Raw genomic sequence first — 16,305 nt, 5'->3', positions numbered from 1 at the left:
CCCATGCTCTCAGCTACCCAACAATTGTTGAAACCTCAATTGGGGGGAGGGCTGGACGCCGCCGAGGCCCGGGTCACACCGGCTTGAGGCCCGGGTCGCCCGCCTCCGTCACGAACGACGCGGCCGTGGTGACGGGCGCGCCGGGCGTCGTCACATGGGACACCGTCCGGTAGTCGGCGCGCGCCCGCTCGCCGGTCAGGGTGACGGTCACATAGCCGCGCCGCCCGTTGTAGTACTTCAGGTGCGGGTTGGCGCGGGTGAGGTTGTCCCAGTTGGCGGGCCGGTCGGCGCCGTCCTTGCCGCTCGCGATGGACGTGGCGACGATCTCGGTGCCGACGGTCCGCGACTCCGGGTCGTCGAAGTCGGCCTTGAGGTCGAAGGCGTACCCGACGTGGACATCGCCCGTCAGGACGACGAGGTTCTCGATCCCGGCCGCCGCCGCGCCGTCCATGACGCGCCGGCGCGAGGCGGGGTAGCCGTCCCAGGCGTCCATGGACAGCTTGAAGTCCGGGGTGGGGACGTTGCGCCGCTGGGCGAAGGTGACCTGCTGCGGTACGACGTTCCACACCGCGTCCGACTCCTGCCACCCGTCGAGCAGCCACCGCTCCTGCTCGGCGCCGGTCATGGTGCGCGAGGGGTCCTCCGACTCCGGGCCGGGGGTCTGCCAGCCGTCGCCGTAGGCCTGGTTGGAGCGGTACTGGCGGGTGTCGAGGATGTCGAACTGCGCGAGCCGCCCGAAGCGCAGCCGCCGGTACAGCCGCATGTCCGGGCCGGTCGGCCGCTGCGGGGCGCGCAGCGGCTGGTTCTCCCAGTACGCGCGGTACGCGGCGGCGCGGCGCAGCAGGAACTCCTCGGGCGGTACGCCGTTCTCCGGGATACCGCCGGCGTAGTTGTTCTCCGTCTCGTGGTCGTCCCAGGTGACGACGAACGCGTGCGCGGCGTGCGCGGCCTTCAGGTCCGGGTCGGACTTGTAGAGGCCGTAGCGCAGCCGGTAGTCCTCCAGGGTGATGGTCTCGCGGTTGAAGTGGGCGGGGAGCTGCCGGTCGGTGTAGTTGCGGGCGCCGCCGGTGGCGCCCACGGCGTACTCGTACAGGTAGTCGCCGAGGTGGAAGACGGCGTCCAGGTCCTCGTCGGCGAGGTGCCGGTAGGCCGTGAAGTAGCCGTCGTGGTACGCCTGGCAGGAGACGGCGGCCAGTTTCAGCTCGCCGGCGCGGGCGCCGGGGTGGGGCGCGGTGCGGGTGCGGCCCGTCGGGCTGATCCAGGTGCCGGCGCGGAAGCGGTAGTAGTAGACGCGGTCCGTGCCGAGGCCGGGCACCTCCACGTGGACGCTGTGGTCGAGTTCCGGGTGGGCGGTGGCCTGCCCGCGTCTGGCGATCCGGGCGAACCGGGCGTCGTGGGCGAGCTCCCAGTGGACCCGGACGCGGGCCCGGGGCATGCCGCTGCCGGGCTCGTAGGGGCGGGGCGCGAGGCGCGTCCAGAGCAGGACGGAGCCGGGCAGGGGGTCGCCGGAGGCCACGCCGAGGGTGAACGGGTCCTCGGTGATCTTCCGGGGGTCGGCCTCGGCGGCGTGGGCGGTGCCCGGCAGGTTCACCGAGAAGGCGAGGGCGGCGGCGGCCCCGGTGACGGTGAGGAAGCCGCGGCGGCCGAAGTGGCGGGCGGCGGCGCGTAGTTCGGGTGCGTGCTGGGCGCTGGACCGGTCTGCGGGTGTCATGGACCCCTCCCCTGGCGGTGGCTGTCAGGGGCATCTCAGTAGCACCGGTTGTCGGGTACACAACATCCATATGTCGGCCACATGAGTTCCGCGTGCCGGACTCTCCCGTACGCTGCGGCCTCATGAGCGCAGTACACGGGATCGCGGTGGTGACGGGGGCCGGCTCGGGCATCGGCCGGAGCGTGGCGCTCGCCCTGGCGGAGGACGGCTGGGCCCTGGCCCTGGCCGGCCGCCGGGCCGAGCCCCTGGAGGAGACGGCGGCGCTCGCCGGGGTGGACGCCCTGTGCGTGCCGACCGACGTCACGTCGCCGGACGCGGTGACGGCCCTGTTCGCGGCCGTACGGGACCGCTTCGGCCGGGTGGACCTGCTGTTCAACAACGCGGGCAGCTTCGCCGGGGGCGGCACGCCGGTCGAGGACCTGGAGTACGAGACGTGGCGCTCGGTCGTCGACGTCAACCTGACCGGCGCGTTCCTGTGCGCGCAGGCGGCGTACCGGCAGATGAAGGACCAGTCGCCGCAGGGTGGCCGCATCATCAACAACGGCTCCATCTCGGCGCACGTGCCGCGCCCGCACTCGACCGCGTACACGGCCACCAAGCACGCCATGACCGGCCTGACGAAGTCCCTGTCCCTGGACGGCCGCCCCTACCGCATCGCGTGCGGCCAGATCGACATCGGTAACGCGGCGACGGACATGACGCAGCGCATGGAGACCGGCATCCTCCAGGCCAACGGCCAACTGGCGGTCGAGCCGGTCATGGACGCGGCCGACGTGGCCCGCACGGTCGCCCACATGGCGGCCCTGCCGCTGGAGGCCAACGTCCAGTTCGCCACGGTGCTGGCCACGACGATGCCGTACATCGGCCGCGGCTGATCCCGCCCGGCCACGCCCGGCCCCACGCCGGCCCCACGCCCGGCCCGCTCCGCGCCCTGCCCTACGCCTGGCCCGTCTCGAAGCGGCTCACCTTTCCGCCCTCCACCACGAACCGCCACGCCGTGCGCATCTCGCCCCAGGTGTCGTTGCGGTAGCGGGCGATGAGGGAGAGGCCGTCGGCCTGCTCCGACTCGACGTCCATGTGCCCGTTGACGGAGAAGATCTCCCGCTCGGCCCACTGCCGGAGGTCCCGGTCGGAGCCGTCGTCGGACATGGTGGCGCCCGGCGTGAGCGCGGCGTAGAACGCCTGCTGGTCGCTGGCGTTGACCGCGCCGACGAAGGCGCGTACGGCCGGGTCGGTGAGCTGGTCCACGGGGACGGTCATGCTGTCTCCTTCGGTACGGGTACCGGTACGCGGGTGTACGGGGGAGCCTCACCCGTACACCCGCGTACCACGCTCCCCGTGGACCTTGCGCCGCCCGTGGCGTGTCAGTCCTTCGCCTCGGCGACGTGGCGGAACCAGCGCTCCGTCTCCTCGGCGCCCAGCACCCGCTCCAGCACCAGGTCGCCGGTCATGTCGGGGAAGAACCGCCCCGCCGCCCAGCCCCGCCGGTACGGCGGCGGGTCCAGGACCAGCAGGCGGGCGCCGTCGACGACCGGGATGTCGGAAGGGGTGCCCTCGTTCCAGATCCAGCCGCCGTCCGCGCCGACCAGGTTGAACGAGCCGGCCGTGTCGACCTGCCCGGGGGCGTCCCGGCACACGGCCACCTCCTGCGCGGAGGGCGCGTCGCCCGGCAGGTGCAGGCCGCCGATGAGCGCGCCGGCCAGCAGGGTGTGGAGCTGGAAGTTGTCGCCGATGCCGGTCATCCGCATCGCGTATCCGGTGCGGGTCTCCCGGTGCAGGACGACCAGCGGCTCGTCGTCGAGGACGCGCAGCGCGTACACCAGGCACTTGAAGGGGTGGCCGGAGGCGTCCTGGACGCGCTCCGCGAGCGCCAGCAACTCGGCCTTGCCGGGCACCTGCTGACGTACCGCCTTGGAGTTCAGCATCGCGAGCGCGGCCATCTCCCACTGCGGCAGCGACCACCAGCCCATCGCGGCCTCGAAACCGGTCCGGTCGACGATCTCGTCGGTCAGCTCGTCGGCCTCGGGCTGCGGCAGGTCCCCGCCGCCGGTGGCCGCCCACCGCTCGCAGAACGCCTCGGCGGCCTGCAACGCGCCCCGTACGCCGCCCAGCACACCCGGCGCGCACGCCACCGGGTCGGCGCCGCGCTCGACACACGCCCCGGTGATCACGGCGACCACGGCCCGTGGCCCGGGCGGCACTTCGGCGAGCAGCTCGGCCAACCGGGGCCCGGCGGCCAGGAATTCGTCGTCCCGGGCCTGCTCGTACGTCTTGTGCAGCCCCGCGTAGGCGCCTTCGGCACCGTCCGCGTCATGGGCCCGTACGGCCGTCTCGAACGCGTCGACGGCCCGCAGGAACCCGTCCTTCCCGAATATCATCCGGGCACCCTATCCAAACGGGTGAACGAGTGAACGCCCGAGTGCCGGGGGCCGACGCCCGGCACCGCCTGAGGCCTCGACGAGCTTCTTCTTCAGCGTGACATCACCGACGCCGCCCGTGCGGTACCGCTCTCGCTGTTCGGCTCACCCCCGCCGGATGCCGCCGGGACTGCCCATGCCCCCTCGAATGCCGATTGCCGACCGACCGGTGTGCGAGACAACCTCCGCGATCTCCTGGTATTCGACGGTGAAACGGGAGTTTCTCCTATCCCGCGGGTCACTTCTCCCACCGTACGCGTGATGAACAGTGGTGTTCCGCGGCCGGTCCGCTCTGCAATCCTCGCTAATGATCCCGGGCGGATACGGGCATCCCAGCCCACGAGCGGAGACTCCCGTGGACATGCGTTACGAGGCCTTTTGCCTCACGGACCCCCTCTTCTACGACACCCCCGCACGCGCCGGCGACACCGCCGCCGACAGCGACAGCGACAGCGACAGCGACAGCGACAGCGACTTCGAGCAGACCCGGTGTCCGGTTCCCGATACATGGGTGCGTGAGGACCTCGACGACTGGGTGGTCCTCCACCCCGACGGCGCCGAGCTGCCCCCGCAGGGGTGGAAGGTCCATGTATCGGCGTGCCTCGACAACGCGGAGGAGATCCTCGGCGCGGTGTGGGACTACTGCATCACCCGGCGGATCTCCTTCAAATTCCGCCCCGGGCTCGACGCACTGCTCAACGCCAACATCAAATACGCGCCCCGGGGCGCGAGCGGGAAATTCGTGACGATCTACCCGGCCGACGAGGCCCGGCTCAAAGACGTCCTCACCGACCTGGACGGCGTCCTGCACGGCCGGCCCGGGCCGTACATTCTCAGCGATCTGCGCTGGGCGTCAGGGCCGCTCTACGTCAGGTACGGCGGCTTCGCCCGGCGGTACTGCGTCTCCCCCGCCACGGGCGAGACGGTGCTGGCCGTCGAGGACGCGTCCGGCCGGCTCGTGCCCGACCTGCGCAAGCCGGTGTTCGAGGTGCCCGAGTGGGTGACGCTGCCCGGCTTCCTGGAGCCCCACCTCGCCGCACGGGCCGGGACGACCGTCGCCGACCTGCCGTACCGGATCGAAAAGGCCCTGCACTTCTCCAACGGCGGAGGCCTGTACGCCGCCCAGGACACCCGGACCGGGGAACGCGTCGTCCTCAAGGAGGCGCGGCCGTACGCGGGGCTCACACCGGACGGCGCGGACGCGGTCAGCAGGCTGCACCGCGAGCGGGAGACGCTGGAACGGCTGCGCGGCCTCGACTGCGTACCGGCGCTGCACGACCACTTCGTCCTGGGGGACCACCACTTCCTCGCCGAGGAGTTCGTCGAGGGGCAGCCGCTCACGGACCTCTTCCGCGAGCGCTACCCCCTGTCGTCGGTGGAGCCGGACGGGCCGGACCAGACGGACGACACGGCGGCCGTCGCCTACACCTCGTGGGCCGTCGACCTGGTGGGCCGGGTGGAACGGTCGGTCGCCGCGGTGCACGACCGGGGCCTGGTCCTCGGTGACCTCCACCCGTCCAACATCCTGGTACGCCCCGACGGCCGGGTCGTGCTGATCGACTTCGAGGGCGCGGCGGACGCGGCGGAGGAACGGCCCCAGACCCTGGCCGCTCCCGGGTTCCAGGCGCCCGGGGAACTGACCGGCTTCGCCATCGACCGGTACGCCCTGGCCTGCCTGCGCCTGTCCCTTTTCATGCCGCTGACACAGCTCATCGAGCTGGACAGGGCCAAGGCGGCACAGCTCGCCCGGGAGGCCCGCCGGTCGTTCCCGGTACCCCGCGCGTTCCTGGACGAGGCGGTGCGGGTCATCACGGGAAGCGACGGCCGTACGCCTGCTGCCGGTACCGAGCCGCGGCTGGAAGCCGACCACGACGGCTGGCTGCGCGCCCGGAGCTCCATGACCGCCGCCATCCTGGCCGCCGCCACCCCCCGGCGCGACGACCGGCTCTTCCCCGGCGACATCGAGCAGTTCAGGGCCCCGGGCGGGGGCCTGGGCCTCGCGTACGGCGCGGCCGGAGTGCTGTACGCGCTGGACGTGACCGGCGCCGGGCGCCACCCGCGGTACGAGGAGTGGCTGGTCCACCGGGCCGTGCGCGCGGAGGAGGGCACCCGCGGCGGGTTCTACGACGGCCTGCACGGCGTCGCCCACGTACTCGACCACCTCGGCCACCGCGACGCGGCCATGAAGGTCCTCGACATCTGCATGGGCGACGACCAGTGGCAGGAGCTGGGGCTCGACCTGCACGGAGGGCTCGCGGGCATCGGCCTGAACCTCCAGCACTTCGCGGCGGTCACCGGCGAACCCGCGTTCCACGACGCCGCCATGAACGTCGCGCAGTCCGTCGCCGACCGGCTCGGCCCGGCCGACGGCGTACCGGAGACCAGTGGCGGCAAGTACCCGTACGCGGGGCTGATGCGCGGCTCCTCGGGGCCCGCCCTGCTGTTCCTCCGGCTGTACGAGCACACCGGCGACCCCGCGTTCCTCGACCTGGCCGGCACGGCCCTCCGCCGGGACCTGCGCCGCTGCGTCGTCCGCAAGAACGGCGGGATGCAGGTCGACGAAGGGTGGCGGACCGTGCCGTACCTCGCCGAGGGCAGCGCCGGGATCGGCCTCGTCCTCGACGAGTACCTCACCCACCACGGCGACGACCGGTTCGAGGCGGCGGCCGCCGAGATCCGCAGGGCGGCGGCGGTGCAGTTCTCCGTCCAGCCCGGGCTCTTCCGCGGCACGGCCGGGCTGATCCTTTACCTCAGCCGCGCGCATCCCGCCGGCACGGCCGCCGGGCGGGACCCCCTGGTCGCCGCACATGTACGCCACCTTTCGCGGCAGGCCCTCATGCTCCGGGGCCACCTGGTCTTTCCCGGTGAGGAGCTCATGCGGCTCTCCATGGACCTGGCCACCGGCAGCGCCGGCGTGCTGCTCGCCCTCGGTGCCGCCCTCCACCACCATCCCGTGCACCTGCCGTTCCTGGGCACTCCGTCGGCCGACGGAACACGGCACACAGTCCAACCACCGGTTCTCGCAAAGAAGGGAGGTGACATCACATGACACTCCTCGATCTGCAAGGCCTCGACATGCCGGACGCGGAAACCGCGGCGCACGGCTCGAACTCGTCGGCCAGCTGCCGTGGCGGCATCGCCGTCAGGGTGAAAGTCGGCAAGCTCATCAAGGTGCGCGTGAGGCTGTGACCGAAAGGGGCGGGGACGCCTCCGGGCGTCCCCGCCGTACCGGCCCCGTGAGCACCGCGTGACCGGCCCCGTGAGCACCGCGTGACCGGTTCCGTGAGCACCGCGTGACCGGTTCCGTGAGCACCGCGTGACCGGTTCCGCGGAGGACCCGCGACCGGCCCCGCGACCACCGGGCAACCCGTCCCCGCGAGGATCGCGGCGGCCCGTAGCTCGCACGACGGCAGACGACCGGGAGGAGAAGCCCGTGGACCGACGCGCCGCGGACCGCCTGCTGCTGGCGGCAGCCCGACGGGGCGGCCCCTGGCTGGGGGTCATGCTGGTCACGTCGTTGCTGATCAGCGGTGCCGGAGTCGTGCTGCCCGCCGTCATGGGCCGCACCCTCGACGCCGTGCTCGGCGACCAGGACGCGGCCCGCTGGCTCGCCCTCAGCGCCGCGCTGATCTTCGTCCTGGTGGCCGCCGACGCGCTGGACGACTACGTGGGCGAGGTGACCGAGGCCCGCTCCACCGCGTGGCTGCGCCACACGCTGCTGCGGCACATCCTCGCGCTGGGCACCCGCGCCACCCGACGGTTCGACTCCGGCGACCTGGTGAGCCGGCTCGTGGGCAACACCTCCGAGACGGGGCGGGTCGCATCGGGCGTGGTGTGGGCCTTCATGAATCTCGTTCCCCCGATCGGCGCCATCGTCGCCCTGGCGCTGATCGACCCGTGGCTCTGCCTCACCTTCCTCGTCGGTCTGCCCGTCCTGGCGCCTCTGGTCCGCGCCTTCATCCGCGACATCTCCGACCTCAACGAACGCTACTTCGACACGCAGGGAAGGATCGCGGCACGGCTCACCGACGCCCTGACCGGAAGCCGCACGATCGCCGCGGCGAAGACCGTGGACCGCGAGGCGCGCCGCGTGCTCGCCCCGCTGCCGGAGCTGCACCGGCACGGCATGGGGATGTGGCGTTCCCTCGCCCGGATGTCGGCCCGGGAGGATCTCGTCGTCCCGCTGGTCATGGTCGCCGTGATCGCCGTGGCCGGTCTGGAGCTCGCCCGCGGGCGCATCACGCCCGGAGAGGTGCTCGCGGCCAGTCAGTACGTGGTCATGGCCACCGGCATCGGCTCGGTGGTGGGTACGCTCAATCAACTCGTCCAGGCACGTGCGACGGCCGGGCGGCTCGCCGAGGTGTTCGCCGAACCGCCCGTGGAGTACGGCTCCGAGCACCTGCCCGACGGCCGGGGGCGGCTGGAGTTCCGGGGCGTCACGGTACGCGCGGGGGGCGACACCGTCCTGGAGGACCTCGACCTGACCGTGCCGGGAGGCGCCCTGGTCGCCGTCGTGGGGCGTTCGGGGTCGGGCAAGTCGCTGCTGGCCGCGCTGGCCGGGCGTCTCGTCGACCCCGACGAGGGCGAGGTGCTGCTGGACGGCGTGCCGCTGCGCCGCGTGGACCGGGGTGAGCTGCGGCGGGCGGTGGGGTACGGCTTCGAACGCCCCGTACTGCTGGGTGAGACCTTCGCCGACGCGATCGGCTTCGGCCCTCGTACCCCGGCCACGGAGGAGCTGGTGGCGCACGCCACCGCCGCGCGGGCGGACGCGTTCATCCGGCACATGCCCGCCGGCTACGACACCCGGCTCGCCGACGCCCCGATCTCCGGCGGGGAGGCGCAACGCGTGGGGCTCGCCCGGGCGTTCACCCAGGCCGGGCGGGTGCTCGTCCTCGACGACGTCGCCGCCAGCCTCGACACCGTGACCGAGCACCACATCAGCCAGGTGCTGACCGGCGCCCTCGCCGACCGTACCCGGCTCATCGTCACGCACCGGGCCTCCACCGCCGCCCGGGCCGAACTGGTGATCTGGCTCGCGGACGGCGGCGTTCGCGCGCGGGGGCGGCACCGGGACCTGTGGGCGGACCCCGACTACCGGGCCGCGTTCCAGGCGGACGCCGCTGCCGGGCGGGTGCCGCAGACCGCGGACGTGGGAGGTACGCGGTGAAGGGGCGGCCCGGCGACCTCCTGCGCGCCTCACTCCGCCGGCGCCGCCGCGAGTACCTGCGGCTGACGGGCTGGTCGCTGGTGCAGGCCGTGCCGGCCTTCCTGTCCGGCCTCGCCGTGGCCCGCGCGGTCGACCAGGGCTTCCTCGCCGGCCGGCCCGGTGTCGGCTTCGCCTGGCTGGGGCTGCTGGCGGGCGCCTTCATCGTCGGGGCGTGGGGGACCCGGCACGCCGTCCTGGGACTCGCCGCGCTGATCGAACCGTTCCGGGACGAGCTGGTCACCCTCGTGACCACCGGCACGCTGGACCGCTCGACGCGGCTGGGCGGGGCCGCCGACACCGCCGGCGTGGCCCGCCTGACCGAGCACGTGGAGATCGCCCGTGAGGCGTACGGGGCGGTCGTGATGTTCGTCCAGGGCTTCCTGGTCACGGCGGTGACCGTGCTGCTGGGCCTGGCGACCCTGGACCCCGCCTTCCTCGTCCTGGTCCTGCCGCCGCTCCTCCTCGGGCTCGGGCTGTTCCTGGCGGCACTCCGGGCGATGGTCGCGAGGCAGCGGGCCGTCATCCTGGCCAACGAGCGCATCTCGGAGACCGCGAGCGCGGTGACCGGCGGGCTGCGGGACGTGATCGCCTGCGGTGCCGACGAGCGCGTCCGCGCACGGACCGGGGCCCAGGTCGACGACGCGGCCCGGGCCACCAGGGCCCTCGCCCGGCTCACCGCGCTGCGGACCGCCGCCCTGGGCATCGGCGGCTGGGTACCGCTCGTCCTCATCCTGGCCGGGGCGCCCTGGCTCGTACGCAACGGCGTGACGGCGGGAGCGATCCTGGGAGCGCTCACCTACGTGTCGCAGAGCCTGAGCCCGGCCCTGCAGAACTTCGTCCAGGAACTCGGGAGCAGCGGGCTGTGGCTGCTGGTGACCATCGGCCGGATCGCGGAGGTCGCCCCCGGCGCGCCCGCTCCGGCCCTGCCGCCGTCCGGCCCAGGGCCGGAGCCCGAGCCCGAGCCCGAGCCCGGGGCCGAGCCCGGGGCCGAGCCCGGCGCCGTCCCGGAGCGCGCCCCTGAGCCCGACCGGAGCCCACCCGTACCGCCACCGGGCGCTCCCCCGTCGCACCCGGCGCACCCGGCGCGCCCGGCGCGCCCGCGCGACTCCCGCGTCGAGCTCCACGGGGTCACCTTCAGGTACGCCCGGTCCGCCGAGCCGGTGGTCCAGGATCTCGACCTGGACCTGCGCCCCGGCGAACACCTCGCCGTGGTCGGCCCGAGCGGCGCCGGAAAGTCCACCCTCGCCGCGCTGACCGCGGGGGTCCTCGCCCCGCAGGCCGGGCAGATCCGCCTCGGCGGCGTACCGGTCCTGGCGCTGGACGGCGAGGACCTGGCCCGGCACCGCGTGCTGATCCCGCAGGAGGCGTACGTCTTCGCCGGCACCCTCCGGGAGAACCTCACCTACCTCGCCCCCGGCGCCGCCCCCGCGGAGGTGGAGTCGGCCGTCCGCGCCGTCGGGGCCGCAGCGCTCGTGGAGAAACTGGGCGGCTACGACACGCCGCTGGACCCGCGGGAGCTGTCGGCCGGCGAGCGTCAGCTCATCGCCCTGGCCCGGGCCCTCCTCCCGGCGCCGCGACTGGCCCTGCTGGACGAGGCGACGTGCCACCTCGACCCGGTCGCCGAGGCGGTCGCCGAAGAGGCCTTCGCCCGCGGCCCCGGCACCCTGATGGTCGTCGCCCACCGCATCAGCTCCGCGCTGCGGGCAGACCGGGTCCTGGTCATGGACGGTACGCGGGTCAGCCTCGGCACCCACGACGAGCTGATGGCCGGCTCCGCGCTCTACCGGGACCTCGTCGGCCACTGGGACGGGGCGGACCCGTCGGCGGTCACACCCAGCCCGACTCCCGCGCTATCCGGATCGCGTCGATCCTGTTCCGCGCCCCGGCTTTCCTGGTGATCGCCGACAGGTGGTTGCGGACCGTGGCCACGGACAGCGACAGCCGCTGGGCGATCTCCCCCGTGGGCGTGCCGTCCGCGGCCATCCGGAGCACCTCCACCTCGCGCGGAGTCAGCGGATTGTCCCCCGCGTCCAGCGCGACCAGCGCGAACTCCGGGTCGATGAACCGCTGCCCCCGCACCAGCTTGCGTACGCCGTGGACCAGGCGGTCCGCCGGGGCGTTCGTACTGATGACACCCGCGGCGTGCAGGTCGAGCATCCGGCGGAGACGTTCGGGTGTCGGCGAGGCCATCATCAGCAGCATCCGGCAGTCCGGCAGCTGCGCCGTCAGCTCTCCCTTCGCGGCGAACTCCTCGCCCTCTTTGCAGTCGACGTCGATCACCGCCACGTCCGGCCGGCACAGCATCGCCCGCGCGACGAGTTCGCCGTCCCCCTCCGCCTCGGCGACGACATCGATGTCCTCCTCGCGGGAGAGGAGAGCGGCGAGCGCCCCCCGCACGAGGCGGGTCTTCCCGACGAGAAGAACACGGATCAATGTCGCTCCCTGCGGCCGGTTGCCAGACCTGGCCCCGAACATGATTATCCCCGCCCCGGCCGGGATTTTCAGTTCGGCGGTGGGGCCGGCCGACTGGTACGGCCCGTGGAATCCGTGTCCAGCCGGCGCCCGGCCCCGGCAGTGCGAAACCACTGCCGGGGCAGGCGGGCCAGGTCGGCGAGCGATCAGAGGTACGGGGTCAGACCTGTGGGCCCCGGGAGGTCACCACGCGGGTGCGCCGCACTTGCCGCCCTGGAGGCAGGCCCTGAAGTTCAGGCCCTTGAGGCCGCTGTAGTCGCCGCTGAAGGTGCCGCCCTTCGCGGCGGTGCGTATGGTCGTCCAGCCCTTGCCCTGCCACTTGGCCTGGAGCAGCACGTACTTCTTGTCCTTGGGGGCGTGGTCGTAGAACGTCCCCCAGAAGCTGCCGTAGTAGCTCTTGCCGTTCGCGCTGCTGTGCCAGGTCCACTTGACGCGAACGGAACCGGCTCCGTTGCTGGTCCTCAGCGTCCGGTCGGCCGACCCGGAACCCGCCGCCCGGACGTCGCCGTTGTCGGCCGGCGTGGCCGCGGCCGGCTGGACGACGGAGTGGGCCGCCGGCGTGGTCAGGGCCACGGCCGCGGGCGCTGTGGCGCCGCCCGTGGCCGTGACGACCCCGGCGGTGAGTGCGAGCGCCGCGAGCTTCGTACGCGTGTTCATGGCTGTGTTCCTCTCCGGCCACGGTCCGGCGTGCCCCCGGTGGGTCCCGCTTCCCGGGCCGTGGTCCTGGCGTGGTGCAACGATGCCCAGCCCGGTCCACGGGGGGCCACAGCCGGCCGCCGGTGTGGGAGCACACGGGACGTCCCACGCCCTGACCTGCTGGGACGGAGTGCGGGATGGGACGTGGGGAGACGGGGAGGGGCTGCCCGCCATGCCCTCAGCCGGTGAAGCACTCCTCTCGGCCGCTCGACGCCGCCTTGAGGCACACGCGGACTCCCGTCGTGCCCGTGCCGGTGTCGGAGGACATCGGGGTCGACAGATACCTCCCGGCTTCGGGGCCTGCTTCGGCCGTCACGTACTGCAACCGCCCGTCGGACAGGCGCAGTTCGACCCGGTCACCCGCTTCGAGGCCGGTGGCCCGTACCCACAGGGCGCGACAGACCTCGGCGTGCCGCAGTTCCAGGCGGCGGCCTTCGGAAGCGGTGCGCCTGGCGAGGGTCTGGACCATCCCGCTGCCGCCACATCCCATGTCCACGGGGTTCCGGCCTTCGCAAGCCTCCGCGGTACACCCGGGGTTACGTACCGGGGGCTCCGCGGCGGCCCGCGGCGGGTCCTGCCGCGTCCCGGCCATCGACACGCCGAGCACGGCCAGGGACAGCGCCACGGCAGCGCCGGCGAACCCTGCCCACCGTCCCCGACGCGCGGCGGGCCTCCCGCCCGGAGCGGTGACCGACGGCGCCGAGGGGACTGCGCCGCCCGGGTGCCGCCCCCGGCCGCTCCAGGTGGCGTCGGCGAGTTCCCACAACGCGAGCAGCGGTTCGGCGGGTTCCCGCGTGATCCGGCAGAGCGCCTCGACCGCCCCACGCGGTACGGGTTTCTTCCCGTTGAGGTACCGCTCCCAGGACGACTTGCTGTACGGAGTACGGGCGGCCAGCGCCGCCATGCTCAAACCGCTCCGCTCCCGCGCCCGGCGCAGCTCGGTCACCAGTTCCTCGCACGCGGCACCGGTGATCATCGGCGCAGCTCCCCCCAGGTGTCCGGGCCGATGATCCCGTCCGCGACCAGGCCGCGCTTGGCTTGGAACGCCTTGGTGGCCGCTTGGGTCCGCTCGTCGTAGAGCCCGTCGAAGGCCTTGGGGTCGAAGCCGTGTTCGCGGAGCAGGCACTGTGCTTCCACCACATCGAAACCGGTGCTGTTGATGTCGAGGAGCATCGCGCGGGTGTCGCTGTGGCCGGCTCGCAGTTCCCCGTTCCCGCGCTGGATGTCGCAGCTGTACGTCTGGCCGCGCAGATAGCCGGTGGTGGCGGCCCGGGTGCCGGTTGTCGTCACCGGAGCGCCGTCGTCCCAGGCGCCTGCTGTCATCAGCCCGGCGCCGAAGGACACCGCCACAGCGGCGATTGCCGCCGCCAGCGTACGTCGCATGGGCAAGGTACGCGCCGGACGGGGCTCGCGCGGCGCCGGAGAGGTGGACGGCCCGGACGGTGCGGGCTCACCCGGCCCGCCGCCTTTCCGTGTGCGTGCGGCGACTTGGTGCAGCACCACGAGGCGGGTCGGGTCCGTGCCGCATACCTGGGCCAGCTCTTCGACCGCCTCACGGGGCACGGGCTGCTTTCCGTTCAGGTACCGCTCCCACGAAGAGCGGCTGTAGCCGGTCCTGTTGGCGAGGGCGGCGAGACTCAGACCGCTGCGGTCCTTCAGACGTCGTAACTGGACGAGCAGCTGACGTTCGCTGTCGTCGAGCGCCGCGGGCAGTTCCTTCCATCGGGACATGAGCAACTCCCCCTGTTGGTCGGTTCCATGCGTTCAACGGCTTCCACACGCGCGGCTGCGCGACCGGTTGCACCGATGCGCGATCCGGTCACGTCCCAGCGGGCCTTCGACCGTGCGGCACTCCCTGCGGGTGTGACGTGGATCACCTAACTACCGCATCACTCCTGGTAGACCGACTAAATGTGATTAACCGATGACTGTCTGTATGAAAATCTTGCGCCGGCTTGTAACTCCAGAGGGGTGCCGGATCGGTGTGAAGGCAGAACAAGCCGTTGTTCCGCCCGTACGGCACCGTCGCCGCCGGGCTCCGATCCTGGATCAAGAAGGAGGCTTCGTGGGGCCCACCCGGACCCGGTACACGCACGGCTCGGCCTGCGTCTGTCGGATGACCACCGCGTGCTCCGGAGCCGTCGTACGGCCTGCCGCCCGCACCGCCTCGCAGGTCCGCTCCACCCTCGGTCACCAGGCCGGCCATCGGCCCGACCGGCCGGTCCACCACCAGCGCCCGACCGTACTCCCGGCCTCCGGCAGCAGCCCGGCACCACGGAGGGGCCGATGAACGATCCGTTCGGCAAAGAACGCGACCTCGTCGGCCCCGACCCCGGCCAGCCGGGCCTCGACCCCCGCGGCGAGGAATTCTTCCGGGAGAACCTGGACACGTTCATGCGCATAGCCGCCTACCGCCTGCGCAACCTGCACGACGCCGAAGACGCCCTGATGGAAGCCATGGTCACGATGCACCGGCGGATCGAGCGGATCCTCGCGGCCTCGAACCCCATCGCGCTCGCCACGAAGATCCTCAACGACGCGATCACCGACTACTACCGCAGCAGCGTGCGGATCACGAAGTACGAACACCTCGTCGCAGAGATGCCCGCAGCCTCCGCCCTGACGGAACTAGGCCGTTACGACCGGCTCGACAGGGCCATGGAGCAACTGGAAGTCATCGCGCCGCAGCAGGCCCGCTGCGTACAGATGTACTACCTCATCGGGCTGTCCTACGCCCAGACCGCCGAGATCCTCGGCATCACCCAGAGCGCCGCGAAGACCGCCGCGTGCCGGGGCCGTCAGCAGCTGACCGAGCTCATGCTCACGGAACTTCCTAAGGAGAAAGGGGACTCCTGATGCCGGAAGACCTCCTGAACCAACAGGCCGGGACCGTCCACGAAGAGACCGCTCGCAACGCCGGGAAACCCGGGCACACCCCGGACCAGCCGACCGAGGGGGACCAGCCGCGGGACGGAGCGGGAACGGAGGGCGCGATGAAGCTGATGACCCGCCAGGCCGAAGCGATCCGCGCGCACGTCCTGCAGCACAGCACCGAGGACTTTATGCAGCGCCTGGCGGCACGGATCACATCCGAAGCCCGGCGGCCGGCACGCATTCAGTACGCGCCCGCGGGCCCGGCCGCCGGCGCGCACGACCCCTACCCGGGCGAGACCACGGAGATCACCCAGCTGCCCGCACCCGCCGCCGGCCCCCTCCCGCGCACGCTGCGGCCGGACGGGCGGCCGCAGCCGCGCCGGCCACGGGCACGACGCCGCCGCCCGACACCGATCAACACCTCCGATCCCGCCAAGAGCCAGTACCTCGCCTTCGGCTACGTCACCGAGCTGTGCAGCACAGTGCTGCGCTCAGCAGAGATCGACACCCTCGCCGCATTCGCGGCGGACTACGACGAAGCCGGCGCCCGCACCTTCGGGTGCCTGCTCTACAGCCTCGACAAGCGCGAATCCGCGATGTACTGGTGGCGCTTCGCCGCCGGCGCCGGAGACCCACTCGCCGCGCACCTGCTCGCCGCCCACCACGCGGCCACCGGCCCGAGCACGGACTCCCGAGCCTGGTGCGCCTTCTCCCGGATGCTCGGCTTCCGCGCCGACCGGCACGTACCCAAGCCCGTCCGCCACCGCACGGAACTCGCCGAGAACTTCGCCCGCGAGATCCCGCTGCGCGACGAAACGCGCCTCTTCATGCGTTACCCGCACCTGCCGCAGGGCCTCGCGGCCCGGTAACCCCCCTCTGCCCACAGCGCCGCGCCCGGTCGGCACGCACACCGACCGGCGCGGAGGAGA

14 protein-coding genes are annotated in these 16,305 nt (G+C 72.8%); 7 read left to right on the top strand and 7 right to left on the bottom strand.

Annotation, left to right across the window (positions count from 1 at the left end; genetic code table 11):
- Positions 1 to 73: 73 nt before the first annotated feature.
- Positions 74 to 1,711: an alkaline phosphatase D family protein gene (locus tag AMK26_RS03985; protein WP_073751927.1), complete on the bottom strand. Its 1,638-nt coding sequence runs from the start codon at positions 1,709 to 1,711 to the stop codon at positions 74 to 76.
- Between the two features lie 122 nt (positions 1,712 to 1,833).
- On the opposite strand from AMK26_RS03985, the gene AMK26_RS03980 reads away from it, so the two are divergent.
- Positions 1,834 to 2,586: an SDR family oxidoreductase gene (locus tag AMK26_RS03980; protein ID WP_073753010.1), complete on the top strand. Its 753-nt coding sequence runs from the start codon at positions 1,834 to 1,836 to the stop codon at positions 2,584 to 2,586.
- A gap of 61 nt (positions 2,587 to 2,647) precedes the next feature.
- Here the strand turns inward: AMK26_RS03980 and AMK26_RS03975 are convergent, their stop codons facing one another.
- Complete coding sequence (locus AMK26_RS03975) at positions 2,648 to 2,971, bottom strand: hypothetical protein (protein WP_073751925.1); 324 nt, start codon at positions 2,969 to 2,971, stop codon at positions 2,648 to 2,650.
- A 104-nt stretch (positions 2,972 to 3,075) separates the two neighbouring features.
- The gene (locus tag AMK26_RS03970) at positions 3,076 to 4,089 is read right to left on the bottom strand and encodes a hypothetical protein (protein WP_073751923.1); all 1,014 of its coding nucleotides are present in this window, start codon (positions 4,087 to 4,089) and stop codon (positions 3,076 to 3,078) included.
- Between the two features lie 394 nt (positions 4,090 to 4,483).
- Between AMK26_RS03970 and lanKC the strand changes: the two genes are divergently transcribed.
- The 4 genes from lanKC to AMK26_RS03955 all read left to right on the top strand — a co-directional run bounded on the left by lanKC (position 4,484) and on the right by AMK26_RS03955 (position 11,232).
- Complete coding sequence (lanKC, locus tag AMK26_RS03965) at positions 4,484 to 7,177, top strand: class III lanthionine synthetase LanKC (RefSeq protein ID WP_079277435.1); 2,694 nt, start codon at positions 4,484 to 4,486, stop codon at positions 7,175 to 7,177.
- Positions 7,174 to 7,317: a SapB/AmfS family lanthipeptide gene (locus AMK26_RS36040; protein ID WP_107420853.1), complete on the top strand. Its 144-nt coding sequence runs from the start codon at positions 7,174 to 7,176 to the stop codon at positions 7,315 to 7,317. Before lanKC ends, AMK26_RS36040 begins: the two co-directional genes overlap by 4 nt.
- Before the next feature lie 244 nt (positions 7,318 to 7,561).
- Positions 7,562 to 9,295 carry an ABC transporter ATP-binding protein gene (locus AMK26_RS03960; RefSeq protein ID WP_073751921.1) on the top strand — a complete coding sequence of 578 codons (1,734 nt, stop codon included), beginning with the start codon at positions 7,562 to 7,564 and terminating at the stop codon, positions 9,293 to 9,295.
- The gene (locus tag AMK26_RS03955) at positions 9,292 to 11,232 is read left to right on the top strand and encodes an ATP-binding cassette domain-containing protein (protein WP_073751919.1); all 1,941 of its coding nucleotides are present in this window, start codon (positions 9,292 to 9,294) and stop codon (positions 11,230 to 11,232) included. The genes AMK26_RS03960 and AMK26_RS03955 overlap by 4 nt, the downstream gene beginning before the upstream one ends.
- Here AMK26_RS03955 and AMK26_RS03950 read toward each other — a convergent pair.
- The 4 genes from AMK26_RS03950 to AMK26_RS03935 form a co-directional block, all read right to left on the bottom strand.
- On the bottom strand, positions 11,162 to 11,767 hold the full coding sequence (locus AMK26_RS03950) for a response regulator transcription factor (protein ID WP_073751917.1): 606 nt from the start codon (positions 11,765 to 11,767) through the stop codon (positions 11,162 to 11,164). The two genes, AMK26_RS03955 and AMK26_RS03950, sit on opposite strands and share 71 nt — an antisense overlap.
- Before the next feature lie 222 nt (positions 11,768 to 11,989).
- On the bottom strand, positions 11,990 to 12,463 hold the full coding sequence (locus AMK26_RS03945; protein ID WP_073751915.1) for a hypothetical protein: 474 nt from the start codon (positions 12,461 to 12,463) through the stop codon (positions 11,990 to 11,992).
- A gap of 217 nt (positions 12,464 to 12,680) precedes the next feature.
- Positions 12,681 to 13,478 (bottom strand): helix-turn-helix domain-containing protein, encoded by a 798-nt coding sequence (locus AMK26_RS36895; protein ID WP_073751913.1) that lies wholly within the window; start codon positions 13,476 to 13,478, stop codon positions 12,681 to 12,683.
- The gene (locus AMK26_RS03935; RefSeq protein ID WP_073751911.1) at positions 13,475 to 14,233 is read right to left on the bottom strand and encodes a helix-turn-helix domain-containing protein; all 759 of its coding nucleotides are present in this window, start codon (positions 14,231 to 14,233) and stop codon (positions 13,475 to 13,477) included. Before AMK26_RS03935 ends, AMK26_RS36895 begins: the two co-directional genes overlap by 4 nt.
- Positions 14,234 to 14,788: 555 nt before the next feature.
- Here AMK26_RS03935 and AMK26_RS03930 point away from each other — a divergent pair.
- The gene (locus tag AMK26_RS03930) at positions 14,789 to 15,358 is read left to right on the top strand and encodes a sigma-70 family RNA polymerase sigma factor (RefSeq protein WP_073751909.1); all 570 of its coding nucleotides are present in this window, start codon (positions 14,789 to 14,791) and stop codon (positions 15,356 to 15,358) included.
- A complete protein-coding gene (locus AMK26_RS03925) occupies positions 15,358 to 16,245 on the top strand; it encodes a hypothetical protein (protein ID WP_073751907.1) in 888 nt (295 codons plus the stop codon). The genes AMK26_RS03930 and AMK26_RS03925 overlap by 1 nt, the downstream gene beginning before the upstream one ends.
- The last annotated feature ends 60 nt before the right edge of the window (positions 16,246 to 16,305 follow it).

Origin of the sequence: Streptomyces sp. CB03234 (assembly GCF_001905885.1) — a bacterium.
In the GTDB taxonomy this organism is placed as follows: Bacteria; Actinomycetota; Actinomycetes; order Streptomycetales; family Streptomycetaceae; genus Streptomyces.
This window is presented reverse-complemented; position numbering and strand designations above follow the sequence as displayed.